Origin of the sequence: Neptunomonas sp. XY-337 (assembly GCF_004959845.1) — a bacterium.
GTDB lineage: Bacteria > Pseudomonadota > Gammaproteobacteria > Pseudomonadales > Balneatricaceae > Neptunomonas > Neptunomonas marina.
This window is the reverse complement of record NZ_SPLL01000002.1, coordinates 251,104-264,367: the sequence shown is the minus strand read 5'-3', so window position 1 is coordinate 264,367 and position 13,264 is coordinate 251,104. Positions and strand designations below refer to the sequence as shown.

Here is a 13,264-nt window from a genome sequence, read left to right as displayed (position 1 = left end):
TCATAAAACCTGAACCATGCTGAGTGTCTGCCTTTCGCTATCAACGGGCCTTGTGTGTTTGCAAACCAGTCATCCGTGACCTTAAAGCATCAAAAGACGTGCCGCCCCCAACAGCTCCTGAGCCTATGGGCTGTCATGTTGCTGCTGTCTTTGTCGATGCTATCTATCAGCGATACCACCGTACGCTTGAGCGGAGCCGAGATAGAAAGGCTCGGTAAGCGTTATGGTTCAGCCGCTCAACTTCGCCTACAAGCATGGCAGGACCTTATTTTAACGGCACAAGATTTACCGGAAAAAGAGAAGCTCGATGCTGTTAATGATTTCTTCAACCAGATCCGCTTCTTGAATGATATTGATCACTGGAAGCAGCAGGATTACTGGGCAACACCGGTGGAGTTCTTGATAACGAATGGCGGTGATTGCGAAGATTTCTCCATCGCTAAGTACTACACATTGCGAGAGGTCGGCGTCGACATCAGCAAGCTAAGCATTGCATATGTCAAAGCACTGACACTCAATCAAGCCCATATGGTCTTGACCTACTACGAGCGCCCCTCCTCGGTGCCGATGGTACTGGATAATATCGACCCAACCATCAAGCCCGCAAATAAACGCCCAGACCTGCTTCATGTATACAGCTTCAACGGCGATAATCTTTGGCTTAGCAAACGTGGACGCCGCGCAACACTGGTGGGAACATCAGATCAATTAAAGCCGTGGGTGAAGCTCAAATCGCGGCTTGAAAATAACGCTATTAACGTGACGGACTAAGAGGTTCAGGAGAGCTTATGTCATTACTCAACCAGTTGATCGCTGCAGTCTTCGCCGTACTTATTGGGCTCGTCTCGGGAACCGTCTTTGTCATGTCCGATAGCGCAAAAAATATGCTACTGCGCCAGCTTGAATCCCATGGCCAAGATACCGCGACACACTTAGGCTTATACCTCGCGCCCTACATAGCCGAAGGCGACTCCGCCACCATCGAGGCGACCGTCAATGCTATTTTCGACAGTGGTTATTATCAGCAAATTCGCGTGACCCAAACAAACGGCGATGTACTATTCACGACACCTGCACCAACGAGTATCCAAAGCCAAGCCCCCCAGTGGTTTGACCGTTTAATCGATATAACGCCACCCAGCATGTCGCAAGAGGTTAGCTTTAATTGGCAGCGCGTTGGTAAAGTCGAGGTCAGTGGACGGCCCGACTATGCGTATCAGCAGTTATGGAAAGGCGTTGAGCAATCGCTCATCTGGTTTATCTCATTAGCACTGATGGCCGTCTTTGCACTGAGCTATCTCATTCGGCGCATATTGCGCCCATTGAAACGGGTTGAACAACAAGCCGCCGCATTATCGAACCGGCAGTTCATTACCGTAGCGGAAGTTCCTAACACAACGGAGCTACGTCAGGTGGTTGAAGCAATGAACAAAATGGTCAGCCGTGTTCAAGCGATGTTTAACAATCAAACACACCATATTGAAGAGCTGCATCAAGCCGCTAGCGTTGATGCCGTGACAGGGCTTGCCAACTTACCTGCCACGGAATCGCTGCTGGCTGACTGGTTCGATTACCGTGGTGAGTTTGGCGATGCCGATTGTATTTTTCTCCACCTCAACAAGCTGCAAGAGGCCAACCAATCACTCGGAAATGATAAAACAGACTTGCTCTTAAAGAGCATTGGTGAACAGCTCAAGGGGTTTGCTTGCCAGCATCAGACGCATGTGACCGGGCGCCTCGCAGGTTCAGATTTCATAACGGTTGTACCCCGCTCGGAAGAACAGGAGCGCAAACGCGAAGTTGACCAGTTAGTCTCTGAACTCAACCAAACGCTGGCATTCTATCAGCTTGACGGCATCGAGCATCTCAGCATTGCCGTAACGCAAGTGGATGCAAGTAGTTTAGCATCACACATCATCTCTAAAGCGCGCAGCCAAGCTTATGAGCAAGCCGCTAGTGATCAGCAAGTTTGCTATCCCGATACCTATGCAAATGGCGCAAAGGTATCTGCATGGCAAACCTACGTTGTCGATGCAATCAACCAGAGCCGCATTTCGTTACAGTATCAGAGTGTTATCGACACCTCTGGCGTCAATATTATCCACAATGAACTGCTCGCACGCATTCATAACCAAGCCGGCGAGATCTGCCCTGCAGCACAATTTCTAACGATCGTAAAAGAGCATAACCTTGCCTCTGCGCTTGACTTTGCCGTACTCAAAATGGCCGTACACGCCATTCGTCACCACCGCCTAAATGGGCCACTGGTTGTTAACCTCTCCCGAGAAACAATCCAGGGATATCAAAGCAGTGCATGGTTTGACCTACTGACCAGTAAAGAACTCGCTGGTCGGCTCTGTATCGAAGTGAACGAAACAACAATATTGAGCGATCTCGACAGCATCATTCCCTTCAGAGAGCGCCTGCAATCACTGGGCATTGACTTCGGTATCGATAACTTCGGCCAACATCCAGCTGGGTTCTCGTACTTGTACTCCGTCCACCCTGACTACATCAAGATCGATGGTTCGCTGGTGCGAGGAGTGGATAAAAACGCGGCTGGACAGTTCTTTATCCGAAGCCTTATCGCCGCCGCGAAGTCACTGGAGATAACCGTGTTTGCAGAGCGCGTCGAGAGCAAGCAAGAAGCGGCTTGCCTCAACGAGATAGGTATTGACGGGACTCAAGGCTTTTTACACGGAAAGCCGCAGCCATTTAGCACAAGAGATTAAAGGTTATCATCAACCCAGCGCACAAAAGATGAGAGATCTAGCGCACCGGCTTGACGCGCTACCTCTTGGCCCCGCTCAACCATAACTAGCGTCGGAATACTCCGTATGCCGTACTGCGCTGCGATTGCCTGCTCAGTCTCGGTATTTACTTTTACGAAGTGTGCTTTTCCCACTAATTTACTGGCACCGGCGTGAAAAACCGGCGCCATCATCTGGCATGGTCCACACCAGCTCGCCCAAAAGTCGATCACGACCGGAAGCTCAGTATTTCTGATAAGGCGTGCTAGTTGCTCCTGCCCAAGCTCCAACGGTTGCTCCGATAGAACCCGTTCTTTACAACGACCACAGCGGGGATGACTACCTAGCTTATTTTCGGGGATTCTATTCGGCGTTTGGCAGGCACTACAACCAACCAACTTTTGATGAGACATATCGACACCTGATCAGTTAATTTACTTAATAGATCAGGTGCCTATCTGTGTTTTTCAAGAGAAGGGAAGGTATTAACGCTTGGAGCGCGACACAAGCTGCTCTAACTTGTTGCTCATACGCTCCGCTTTTTCCTGCTCGCGTTGCGCTTTCTCACGCTCACGTTGCGCCTCACGGCGACGCTGGTGAAACTCTTTGAGCTTTTCTTTCGCGTGCAGCGCTTCTTCAGCGGTCACTTTGCCAACAGCCTCACCCGATAGATCGACGCGGTCAGCGTCTTCAACCATCGCTTTAAAGTATTGAGGCGCCCGAACGTAGGAAGCGAGTGCTCGCTTGACTTTGTTCTTAGCAACCTTCTCATCTGCGATGAGGTCTTCTTGGATACCAATCTTAAGCGGACGCACATTGTCACGGCTAAAGACGTCCGGGTAAGTATCGATTAGTAGTTGCAGCGCAGCTTGGTTTGCCGCACGGTTTTTTGATTTGTTTTTACTCTTAGGTGTTACTTCGTCGTTCACAACTTTTCTCTCAATCAGGCGGGTATCCGCTTGCTGCGCTTTGTTTTCTAGCTCGGTCAGAAGCTTTTCGCACTCTGCCACTGCTCGCGCTGTTTGCTCGACCACCGATGCTAAATCGTCACTATCTTTCACGAGCCACCCTTGCGAATATAGTAACGATATATTTCATTTTCTTGGATGTGCTGCAATAACTCATGTCCCAAAAAGTTACAGAACTTAGGGATATCACGTTCTGTCGATGGATCTGTTGCTCTTACTAGCAACACATCACCCACGCCAATCTCGCGCATTTTGTTGTGCAACATCATTACAGGTTCCGGGCAGTAAAGCCCGCTCGCATCAAGTTCATGATGGTGTTCTATGCCTGCCATACATCGCCTCGTTTGAAAATCGGCGCTAATTGTCTCAAATAAAGCTGCCCAGCGAAAGGCATGGTATTGGGCAAAAAGTATGGTGATTATTGGCCAAAACGCTATTCTTAAAGGGTACATCAACATAACAACAAGGCGGTGCTGACATGATAAAAGTATTAATCGAGCGCCATATCGCGCCAGACCTTAGCGAACACTATGATCTCGCAGCTATGAGAACCCTTCAGACGGCAATGCAAGCTCACGGCTTTATTTCCGGTGAAGTGCTGCACAACGCTGATGATCCGAATCATCGGCTACTGATCGCCAATTACAGAACGATTCAAGATTGGCAACGCTGGCACCAATCTGAAGAGCGCCGAGAGATGATGTCGCAACTTGCACCGATGCTAGAAACCGAAGAGCGAATTACGGTTTTTGAGCACTAGATACGTTGCGACGCGCATCAACGGAGCTGCTCGATAACAGCGCAAACCCTCTCTGCTATTTGATCAATGTACTGTGCTTGAGTCGCTCCGCTGCGCTTTCTGGGCGCTAAGTCGTGATCGGCATCATAGAACCACGTCGTAACGACATTTTCGGATAGCTTTAGCGCAGCAAAATCTTCTTTTGATCCTAGCTTATCTCGCTCACCTTGAAAGATATGGATCGGTTTATCGCCCCTCGTTAGCCCTTCAAGACGCACGTTTTCAGTATTTCCCACTGGGTGTAAAGGGTAGCCAAAGACAAAGCAGGCTTTAGCTCGGCTCGCTTCGAGCACTCTGACAGCAACACGCCCCCCCATAGACTTACCTCCTATAAATACCGGTAGGTCATGGTCAAAGCGCTCAACTAAATCAAGCAACTCAATCTCTAGCTTGTTAATGCGATCAGGTGGTCGTTTACTGCCTCCGTGGCGGCGCTGAGCCATATAACTAAACTCAAAACGCACTACTTGAACGCCGCGAGCCGCCAAGGCGTCCGCCATTAGAGACATAAACTCGCTATCAGCTGGCGCACCAGCACCGTGTGCAAACAGGAACACTCCCTTTTCAGGGTCTCCATCAACGAACATTTCACCTCCAACAACAATAAGCCTTTATTTGCCGCATTTTTTTGCTTGATCTGCATCAAACAAACTTTTTTTTAACGTCCAATTTAACTGCTTCTAAAGTATCAGACAGAATTGAAAAAATGTAATTTTTGAAAATACAAAAACTTCAAAAATAGAAAAATAACCTTAAGAATCAGCAATATATAAAACAAACCCTTTTCTAAAAAAGAGCTCAAGGTAGGACATAAGAAGCACTTTGGGTGCGACATTACGCCACACTCACTCACCTATTTACGTTGAAAACAGGGGGATATTGCCAGATAATTGCGCGTGGAACTCTACTTTAAAACCAAGCTTTTGATGAGAGCCTGACATGAGCACTGCAACTGAACATCCAACTTATAACTACAAAGTTGTACGCCAGTTTGCCATTATGACGGTAATCTGGGGTATTGTTGGCATGACTGTGGGCGTCTTAATCGCCGCCCAGCTAGTTTGGCCAGCCCTAAACTTTGACACACCATGGCTAACTTACGGACGTATTCGTCCTCTTCACACCAATGCGGTAATTTTTGCATTTGGTGGTTCCGCGCTGTTTGCGACGTCGTACTACGTAGTACAACGTACTTGCCAAACTCGCCTCTTCTCAGATGGCCTAGCAGCCTTCACATTCTGGGGATGGCAAGTTGTTATTTTGGCAGCAGCCATCACACTTCCAATGGGCTTCACTTCTGCAAAAGAGTATGCCGAACTGGAATGGCCGATTGACATCCTGATCACGATTGTTTGGGTTGCATATGCCATTGTCTTCTTAGGAACAGTTAAAAACCGTAAAACGTCTCACATTTACGTTGGTAACTGGTTCTACATGGCTTTCATTATTACCGTTGCGGTTCTTCACATCGTAAACAGCCTAGAAATTCCTGTTACTATGTGGAAATCCTACTCTGTATACCCAGGTGCTGTAGATGCGATGGTACAGTGGTGGTACGGACATAACGCGGTAGGCTTCTTCTTGACGGCTGGCTTCTTGGGCATGATGTACTACTTCGTACCGAAGCAGGCTGAGCGTCCAATCTACTCTTACCGTCTGTCTATCGTTCACTTCTGGGCGCTAATCGCGACTTACATGTGGGCGGGTGGTCACCACCTTCACTACTCCGCACTTCCAGATTGGACTCAGTCTGTAGCGATGGTTATGTCTTTGATCCTACTAGCACCATCTTGGGGTGGTATGATCAACGGTATGATGACGCTGTCTGGCGCATGGCACAAACTACGTACAGACCCTGTACTACGTTTCTTGGTTGTATCTTTGTCTTTCTACGGTATGTCTACGTTCGAAGGCCCAATGATGTCTATCAAGACAGTAAACGCGCTGTCTCACAATACTGACTGGACAGTCGGCCACGTTCACGCGGGTGCTCTTGGTTGGGTTGCGATGATCTCGGTAGGTGCGACTTACCACATGATCCCTCGCCTATTCGGCAAAGCGCAAATGTGGAGCGTTAGCTTGATCAACACTCACTTCTGGCTAGCAACTGTAGGTACAGTACTTTACATCTGTGCGATGTGGGTAAACGGTATTCTACAAGGCCTAATGTGGCGTGCGGTAAACGAAGACGGCACATTGACTTACAGCTTCGTTGAAGCCCTAGAAGCATCTCACCCTGGTTACTTCGTCCGCTGGTTAGGCGGTATGTTCTGGGTTCTTGGTATGGTGCTGATGGCTTATAACACGTGGCAAACTGTTCGTAAAAACAGTACAGCCCCAGCAGCAGACGTTGCTCCGCAGGTAGCATAAGCGGATAAGGAGCATAGAAAATGATCAAGCATGAAACGATTGAAAAGAATATTGGCCTAATGATCCTTTTGATCATCATCGTTATCAGCGGTGGTGGTCTGGCTGAGATCGTACCTTTGTTCTTCCAGGCTTCTACCTCCAAGCCAATTGAAGGCCTGCGTACTTATAACGCAGTTGAGCTAGAAGGTCGTGACATCTACATCCGCGAAGGCTGTCACGTATGTCACACTCAGATGATTCGTCCTTTCCGCGCTGAAACAGAGCGTTATGGACACTTCTCAACTGCAAACGAGTTCGTATATGAGCACCCATTCCTATGGGGTTCTAAGCGTACTGGTCCAGATATCGCTCGTGTAGGCGGCCGATACTCTGACGACTGGCATCGTGCTCACTTGTACAACCCACGTGATGTAGTACCTGAATCTAAGATGCCGTCTTACCCTTGGCTTTTCGAAGAGAAGCTGACGGGTAAAGATACTGCAGCGAAGATGACAGCTCTGCGTAAAGTGGGTGTTCCGTACACTGATGAGCAGATTGCATCGGCACAAGACGATGTTGCTGGCAAATACGAAATCGACGCGCTGGTCGCTTACCTTCAGGCGCTGGGTAAAACCCACCCTAACTACACAAACAAACGGTAAAAACCAGTGAGTTACGATGTTTATGGTCCCTTCATCCCTGTAATCATGCTGATTACCTTCATCGGATTGTTTATCTGGGTATTACTACCTGGCAACAAAAAACGATTCGATGAAGCGGCTCAAGCACCTTTTGCTGATGCAGAGGAAGATGATAAAGAGCTGGTTGAAGAGACCCATAGCAGGAGAGTAGAAAAATGAGTGCTTTTTGGAGCGCATGGGTAACAATTATTACCTTAGCAGTTATTTTGGGCTGCACCTGGTTGCTCTTCCAGACACGCAAGAGCGAAAACTATAAAGAGGAAACTGATCAAACAGTTGGCCACTCCTTCGACGGTATCGAAGAATACGATAACCCGTTGCCTAAGTGGTGGTTCCAAATGTTTTTGGCAACAGTTGTCTTCGGTCTTGTTTATCTTGTTCTATACCCAGGCCTTGGTAACTTTAAGGGCCTACTCGGCTGGACCTCTACAGGCCAGTGGGAAGAAGAGATGGCACACGCTGAAGAAAACTATCGCCCAGTTTTCGCAAAATATGCCGCACTATCCGTAGAAGACCTAATTAAGCCTGAGAACGAAGCAGGCTTAAAAATGGGTCAGCGCATGTTTGCTAACAACTGTTCTTTGTGCCACGGCACAGCGGGTACGGGAGCACACGGCTTCCCTAACCTAACGGATAGTGATTGGTTGTACGGCGGTAACCCAGACGCAATCATGCAAACGATCGTGCATGGTCGCCAAGGTGCTATGCCAGCTTGGGGTGCGGTACTCGGTGAGGAAGGCGTTCGTGACGTTACTAGTTACGTCCTAACACTTTCCGGCAGCGAAGCTGATAGCGAAGCAGCTGCACGCGGTAAGACTCAGTTCCAGGCTCTGTGTACCGCATGTCACGGCGTTGACGGTAAGGGTATGCAAGCGCTTGGTGCACCGAACCTGACTGACGACGTTTGGTTGTATGGCAACTCTTTCGCAGAGATTGCACACACTATTCGTGCGGGCCGTAACGGTGTCATGCCTGCTCACAAAGACTTGTTGAGCGAAGAGAAGATCAAACTGATCACTGCATACGTGTATAGCTTGTCAAATCAGTAATTGACAACTATCAACAAAAAGGGCGATATGGCTAAAACCATATCGCCCTTTTTTTGTTGGGATCGGTATAATATTAATGTTAGCTAATAGACTAGCAATTCGTATAATTTATTTCTCAGCTTGCGAGCACAGGCATGAACCAAATACCAGTAAAAGATGTAACTCCAGCATCGAAGAAAGAGAAAGAAAGTTACGACTTATATGCCAAACGAGAGCATATCTATGTCAAATTCTATAAGGGCATCTTCAAGAACTTTCGCATAATCTCTGGCGCTATGATGCTGGTGATGTTCTACACGTTTTCGTGGATCCAGTGGGATGGGCGCCAAGCCGTTTTATTCGACTTACCAAACCGCCAATTCCACGTCTTTGGGATGACCTTCTGGCCCCAGGATTTCATGCTGCTCTCGTGGCTACTAATTATTCTGGCTTTTACGCTCTTTTTTGTCACCGTATTCGCTGGCCGACTATGGTGTGGCTACGCCTGTCCGCAATTCGTATGGACTTGGCTATTTATCTGGGCCGAACGTGTTGCAGAAGGCGATCGCAACCAACGCATGAAGCTCGACAAATCACCATGGAGCGGCACCAAAGCACGCAAGAAAGCGCTTAAACATCTACTCTGGGTGTTTATTGCTGTCACCTCGGCGATCGCTTTTGTAGGGTACTTCTCACCTATTCGTGAGCTTGTCGGCAACGTTGCTACTTGGAATCTTGGGCCTTGGGAAACTTGGTGGATCGGATTTATCGCCGTTGCGACCTATGCCAATGCTGGCTGGCTCCGTGAGCAGGTCTGTATCTATATGTGCCCGTACGCTCGTTTCCAAAGTGTTATGTTTGACCAAGACACACTGATTATCTCCTACGACGATAGTCGCGGTGAGCGACGCGGTAAACGTAGCAAGAAGATCGACTATAAGGCTGAAGGCCTTGGCGATTGTATTGACTGTGGCGCCTGTGTTCATGTTTGCCCAGTGGGTATCGATATTCGGGATGGGCTACAGTACGAATGCGTGGCATGTGGGGCATGTGTTGATGCCTGTGACGATATTATGAATCGTATGGGCTATGAACCGGGCTTAGTACGCTATACAACCGAGCACCAACTAGACGGAAACAAAACGCATCTTCTGCGCCCTCGACTCATTGGATACTTTGTTGTGTTGATCGCCATGTGTATCGCATTCGGATACACCATCTTTACACGCGTTCCACTAGAAGTAGACATCTTGCGTGATCGCGGTCAGCTATACAACGAAACATCCAATGGTAAGATTGAAAACGTATATCAGTTGAAGCTGGCTAACAAAGAGCAGATCGACCACCGCTATAAGATTAGTATCAGCGGTATCGACGGTTTGGAGCTTATCAACAACCCAGTTGTAACAATTAAGTCAGGTGAGTTGCTTGATTATCCAATCAGGGTACATGTTGATCCAAACCAGCTAGAACGAGCCAACTACAACATTACGTTTACCGTGCAGGCATTAGACGACGAGAGCATTTTAGTGATAGAGGAGAATCGATTTATCGGTCCTGCTCCACGCCGCTGAACACTCTTGTGATGAAATAGGTTAAAATAGCTGCCACTCCCGGCAGCTATTTTTTTGAGTGCAGTTTTTTATGAACAACGAAAAAGATCTAGACGCGATAGAAGCAGCCAAGCCTTGGTATAAACAACCTTGGTTATGGTTCATATTAACTCCACTAATCGCGGTATTTATCTACGGTACGTCTTTTCTTTACCTCTCCATTGTCACTATGGATGGTGTCGTCAAAGAAGACTATTTCCGAAAAGTAAGAAGCTATGAGATAAACGACGCTCCCAACCAAAGAGCACTAGCCTTGCAAATGCGAGCGGATTTAAAGCTTGATAGCACCACAGGCGATATTCAAATGCAGCTAAAAGGGAATCTGGATACACTCCCTAAAGAGCTGACACTCGATATTGTGCACCCAACGCACCAACAGTATGACCAATCTATTACGTTGCGCGCGCTTGGTAGCGCAGGTATCTACTCAGGGTCACTACAAAATACGCTCAAAGGTAAACGCTATCTCTATCTAGCCCCAGCGGCAGAAGACTGGAGCTTACGCGCGGAAGTACTCCCTCCCTATGAGCAAAAACTTGTAAAAATGGCACCTCAGGAGCAGTAAACCTGAATGAATCAGCACGTACAAATGACTGATGAAGCTTGCTTTCATTGTGGACAAGAGATCCCAGAAGGCACCCATTTCACAGCGATCATTAGCGGTAAACCGCGATCGATGTGTTGTCCTGGTTGTAAAGCGGTGGCCGAGACCATCGCCGCAGGTGGCTTAGAGCACTACTACAAGCACCGTACGGGCGATTCATTCATAGCACCGGAACTCACGGGAAAGGACTTACCCAGCAACGTGCAAGCGGAACTGCAACTGTATGATAATGAGAACATACAGAAAGAGTTCGTGATTGATGCATCAGATACAGAGAAAGAAGCAACGCTGGTTATCGAAGGGATAACCTGCGCTGCTTGCGTCTGGCTGCTTGAGCACCACCTAGTTAAACAAGACGGTGTAGCCCAAGCATCCGTGAACTTAACCAATCACAGGGCTCGGATACGCTGGAACAACGATGAGATATCTCTCAGCAACATCATGGGAGCAATCTACAAAATTGGCTATCAAGGACACCCCTATCACCCAGACAAAGAGGAGCAACTTCTCGAACAGGAGAAAAAACGCGCTATTCGCCGTCTAGGGCTTGCAGGCCTTGGCATGATGCAAGTCATGATGCTCTCTATTGCTTTGTATGCTGGCGCTTTTCAGGGTATCGAAGCGAAGTATGCGCAGTTCCTGCGCTGGGCAAGCCTAATCATTGCAACACCAGTTGTCCTTTACTCAGCTAGACCCTTTTTTATTGCTGCATTCCGAGATCTGAAGTCACGAAGCCTCAGCATGGACGTGCCTGTTTCTATCGCGATTGGCGGTGCTTACTTGGCCAGCGTGTGGGCCACTTTTACCGCCAGCGGTGAGACCTATTTCGACTCCGTTACAATGTTCACTTTCTTCCTATTGATCGGCCGATATCTTGAGATGCAGGCCCGCCACAGGACTGGCCGGGCTGGCAATGCGCTCATGAACCTTCTACCCACCAGCGCCATAAAGCTGAACAACGACACCGAAGAGCTAATCCCGGCCACAGAGCTGGTTCCGGGCGATATCGTCATCATAAAACCAGGCCATACGGTTCCATCTGATGGCTATATCCTATCAGGGCACACCTCAATCGATGAGTCGGCATTGACCGGCGAATACCTCCCTGTTAGCCGCCAAGAGGGGGATCACATCATCGGCGGAACGATCAACGTTGAAAACCCCATAAAACTCAAAGTTAGCGAAGTGGGAGCCAACACAAAGCTATCAGCTATCGTACGTTTGTTAGACAGAGCGCATGAAGAGAAGCCCACCGTTGCCAAAGTCGCCGATAAAGTAGCAAGCTATTTTGTTGCTGCAGTGCTCGTTACCGCCACTGTTGTTAGCTACATCTGGTGGCAAATTGAGCCAAAAGACGCATTTTGGATCACCCTGTCCGTACTCGTGGTTACTTGTCCTTGCGCCCTCTCGTTAGCAACACCAACAGCGCTCACCGCGGCAACCGGCACATTGCGCCAAGCAGGACTGCTTATTACACGCGGGCACGTTCTAGAAAGCTTAGCTAGCGCAACCCATGTAGTATTCGATAAAACGGGCACCCTTACCGAGGGGAACCTTACGCTGAAAAAGACGGTGCCCCTAGCGGATCTCGATAGCCCCAAAGTGCTCCAAATAGCCGCGGCGCTTGAGGCGCATTCTGAGCACCCTATTGCTAAAGCATTCCATCGTTACAAAGAGACCAACGCAGCGGATGTCAACGTTACTGTTGGACAAGGCTTGGAAGGCAAGGTTGATGGAAAGATCTATCGAATTGGCAAACCGGAATACGCGTCGCAGCTGTGCCATCAGGCTCTGTCGAATACCGACGCCCCGGATAACCATGGCCAATGGCTCTTGTTATGTGATCAAAACGCCCCTGTTGCTTGGTTCTCATTAAACGACCAATTACGTAAGGATGCCAAGCTCACCATCAAGCGACTGAAGTCGATCGGTATCACCACCGAGATCTTAACCGGAGACAGCTCCGCGGCCGTACAGGAAGTGTCCTCTGCACTTGATATAGACAAAACTACAGCCAATGTATCGCCACAAGAAAAGCTCAGTTATATACAAAAGCTTCAAGAGCAAGGCGCTAAAGTAGTGATGGTGGGTGACGGTATCAACGATATTCCTGTCCTTGCTGGTGCTCAAACTTCGATCGCCATGGGCAGTGCGACGGATCTTGCAAAGACTAATGCCGATGCTGTGCTCATCAGTAGTGAGCTTGCTAAGTTAGCCGATGCCGTCTTACTCGCACGTAAAACCCGAGTGATCATTAAAGAGAACCTAGGCTGGTCGCTATTTTACAATATTACGGCCCTTCCCTTAGCTGCGACAGGGTTTATCGCCCCATATATGGCAGCCATCGGCATGTCGGCCAGCTCTTTGGTGGTGGTCGGAAATGCCCTGCGTTTGACTAAACTTATTCGTAGAAAACCCGTAAAATGAGCCTTTGGCTTATTGAGTGTGCCTA

Annotated in this window: 14 protein-coding genes; 10 read left to right on the top strand and 4 right to left on the bottom strand. The window is 48.6% G+C overall.

Annotated features, from left to right (window positions below):
* Nucleotides 1-135: 135 nt before the first annotated feature.
* Nucleotides 136-771 (top strand): transglutaminase-like cysteine peptidase, encoded by a 636-nt coding sequence (locus E4L36_RS04905; protein ID WP_127694127.1) that lies wholly within the window; start codon nt 136-138, stop codon nt 769-771.
* Between the two features lie 17 nt (nt 772-788).
* Nucleotides 789-2,732, top strand: coding sequence for an EAL domain-containing protein (locus E4L36_RS04900; RefSeq protein WP_136679467.1), 1,944 nt, complete (start codon nt 789-791; stop codon nt 2,730-2,732).
* On the opposite strand, the gene trxC is transcribed toward E4L36_RS04900, so the two are convergent.
* The 3 genes from trxC to tusA form a co-directional block, all read right to left on the bottom strand.
* Nucleotides 2,729-3,163, bottom strand: a complete 435-nt coding sequence (trxC, locus tag E4L36_RS04895; protein WP_127694129.1) for a thioredoxin TrxC — start codon at nt 3,161-3,163, stop codon at nt 2,729-2,731. The two genes, E4L36_RS04900 and trxC, sit on opposite strands and share 4 nt — an antisense overlap.
* A 72-nt stretch (nt 3,164-3,235) precedes the next feature.
* A complete protein-coding gene (locus E4L36_RS04890; protein WP_240770675.1) occupies nt 3,236-3,811 on the bottom strand; it encodes a ProQ/FinO family protein in 576 nt (191 codons plus the stop codon).
* Entirely contained in the window at nt 3,808-4,050 is a 243-nt protein-coding gene (tusA, locus tag E4L36_RS04885) for a sulfurtransferase TusA (RefSeq protein ID WP_127694130.1), read from the bottom strand. Before tusA ends, E4L36_RS04890 begins: the two co-directional genes overlap by 4 nt.
* 146 nt (nt 4,051-4,196) lie before the next feature.
* Here tusA and E4L36_RS04880 point away from each other — a divergent pair, with 146 nt between their 5' ends.
* Entirely contained in the window at nt 4,197-4,478 is a 282-nt protein-coding gene (locus tag E4L36_RS04880; protein WP_127694131.1) for an antibiotic biosynthesis monooxygenase, read from the top strand.
* 17 nt (nt 4,479-4,495) lie between these two features.
* Here the strand turns inward: E4L36_RS04880 and E4L36_RS04875 are convergent, their stop codons facing one another.
* Nucleotides 4,496-5,104 carry an alpha/beta fold hydrolase gene (locus tag E4L36_RS04875; protein WP_136679466.1) on the bottom strand — a complete coding sequence of 203 codons (609 nt, stop codon included), beginning with the start codon at nt 5,102-5,104 and terminating at the stop codon, nt 4,496-4,498.
* A gap of 352 nt (nt 5,105-5,456) precedes the next feature.
* Here E4L36_RS04875 and ccoN point away from each other — a divergent pair, with 352 nt between their 5' ends.
* The 7 genes from ccoN to E4L36_RS04840 all read left to right on the top strand — a co-directional run bounded on the left by ccoN (nt 5,457) and on the right by E4L36_RS04840 (nt 13,239).
* Complete coding sequence (ccoN, locus tag E4L36_RS04870; RefSeq protein ID WP_136679465.1) at nt 5,457-6,887, top strand: cytochrome-c oxidase, cbb3-type subunit I; 1,431 nt, start codon at nt 5,457-5,459, stop codon at nt 6,885-6,887.
* 20 nt (nt 6,888-6,907) lie between these two features.
* Nucleotides 6,908-7,528 carry a cytochrome-c oxidase, cbb3-type subunit II gene (gene ccoO, locus E4L36_RS04865; RefSeq protein ID WP_127694134.1) on the top strand — a complete coding sequence of 207 codons (621 nt, stop codon included), beginning with the start codon at nt 6,908-6,910 and terminating at the stop codon, nt 7,526-7,528.
* Between the two features lie 6 nt (nt 7,529-7,534).
* The gene (locus E4L36_RS04860; protein WP_206052653.1) at nt 7,535-7,726 is read left to right on the top strand and encodes a cbb3-type cytochrome c oxidase subunit 3; all 192 of its coding nucleotides are present in this window, start codon (nt 7,535-7,537) and stop codon (nt 7,724-7,726) included.
* Nucleotides 7,723-8,616: a cytochrome-c oxidase, cbb3-type subunit III gene (gene ccoP / locus E4L36_RS04855; RefSeq protein ID WP_136679464.1), complete on the top strand. Its 894-nt coding sequence runs from the start codon at nt 7,723-7,725 to the stop codon at nt 8,614-8,616. Before E4L36_RS04860 ends, ccoP begins: the two co-directional genes overlap by 4 nt.
* A gap of 134 nt (nt 8,617-8,750) precedes the next feature.
* Nucleotides 8,751-10,169: a cytochrome c oxidase accessory protein CcoG gene (ccoG, locus tag E4L36_RS04850; RefSeq protein WP_136679463.1), complete on the top strand. Its 1,419-nt coding sequence runs from the start codon at nt 8,751-8,753 to the stop codon at nt 10,167-10,169.
* A 70-nt stretch (nt 10,170-10,239) separates the two neighbouring features.
* The gene (locus E4L36_RS04845) at nt 10,240-10,773 is read left to right on the top strand and encodes a FixH family protein (protein WP_136679462.1); all 534 of its coding nucleotides are present in this window, start codon (nt 10,240-10,242) and stop codon (nt 10,771-10,773) included.
* Between the two features lie 6 nt (nt 10,774-10,779).
* A complete protein-coding gene (locus E4L36_RS04840) occupies nt 10,780-13,239 on the top strand; it encodes a heavy metal translocating P-type ATPase (RefSeq protein ID WP_136679461.1) in 2,460 nt (819 codons plus the stop codon).
* Nucleotides 13,240-13,264 lie beyond the last annotated feature (25 nt).